Annotated in this window: 3 protein-coding genes; 2 read left to right on the forward strand and 1 reads right to left on the reverse strand. The window is 41.0% G+C overall.

The window, feature by feature from the left end:
• Positions 1 to 4: 4 nt before the first annotated feature.
• Entirely contained in the window at positions 5 to 124 is a 120-nt protein-coding gene (locus A5N85_RS15325; RefSeq protein WP_143143317.1) for a helix-turn-helix domain-containing protein, read from the reverse strand.
• A gap of 82 nt (positions 125 to 206) precedes the next feature.
• Here A5N85_RS15325 and A5N85_RS13150 point away from each other — a divergent pair, with 82 nt between their 5' ends.
• Both A5N85_RS13150 and A5N85_RS17915 read left to right on the forward strand, forming a co-directional pair.
• On the forward strand, positions 207 to 974 hold the full coding sequence (locus A5N85_RS13150; RefSeq protein ID WP_072577587.1) for a hypothetical protein: 768 nt from the start codon (positions 207 to 209) through the stop codon (positions 972 to 974).
• Between the two features lie 9 nt (positions 975 to 983).
• Positions 984 to 1129, forward strand: a 146-nt coding sequence (locus A5N85_RS17915) for a helix-turn-helix domain-containing protein (RefSeq protein ID WP_143143318.1), incomplete at its 3' end; no start/stop codon positions are given.

Here is a 1129-nt window from a genome sequence, read left to right on the forward strand (position 1 = left end):
ATTTTTAATYCCAGCTATAGACGGTGAATTTGCTGATTTTGTAGCGCTTTGCAACAGCGCGCCAAGTTTCTCCATTAGCAATATCGTTAAGAATTTTCTGTCGGAATTGGCGGCAGTAGGTCATAGGATATGCTCAGTTTGTTTTTGATAATTCTACTACAAGTTGTTCTTTATATCTGCTTTGGATAGATTGGATTCTAAGTGATTTGACTATAACTGGTGGCTCAACGCCCAATGGGGACTATGATCGCCCAGTCGTTCTGATTTCTACCGTGAGATTAAAAGGCATTCGTCTAATTAACGATGCAACGCAAGCGATCGAGCTACCTGGCGCATCGCTTTTCGAACTGGAAGACTTATTAGCGAAACATCATAGAGAACCACACAGCATTATTGGATCAAGTTGTATTGGTGCGTCTATTATTGGTGGAATTTGTAATAACTCTGGTGGCGCCTTAATCCATCGCGGACCAGCTTATACGGAATTAGCACTTTATGCCAAATTACATGAAGATGGCGTATTAAGACTACATAACGAACTTGACATCGAACTAGGTGATTCACCAGAAACCATTCTGCACAATCTAGAAACACAAAACTATTCAGAAAACCAACCTATTACCAATAAACTGGCTTCTGATAAAGAATATAGCCAACGCGTTCGACAAGTAGATGAACCAACCCCCTCTCGTTTCAATAATGATGGCAGAAGACTACACGGCGCGGCTGGTAGTGCTGGGCGTCTAATCGTTTTTGCGGTTCGTGTGGATACCTTTGAAAAACCCGAACACGAACAAGTGCTCTACATTGGCACCAATGATACTAATCACCTCACAGACATCCGCCGACATATCCTACAAAACTTTGAAGACTTACCCGTTTCGGGCGAATATATAGTCGAATCACTTATAATCCAATCTATCCAAAGCAGATATAAAGAACAACTTGTAGTAGAATTATCAAAAACAAACTGAGCATATCCTATGACCTACTGCTGCCAATTCCGACAGAAAATTCTTAACGATATTGCTAATGGAGAAACTTGGCGCGCTGTTGCAAAGCGCTACAAAATCAGCAAATTCACCGTCTATAGCTGGATTAAAAATCCCCATCCTAAAGGTTTTACTGA

Origin of the sequence: Suttonella ornithocola (assembly GCF_001889065.1) — a bacterium.
GTDB classification, from domain to species: domain Bacteria; phylum Pseudomonadota; class Gammaproteobacteria; order Cardiobacteriales; family Cardiobacteriaceae; genus Suttonella_A; species Suttonella_A ornithocola.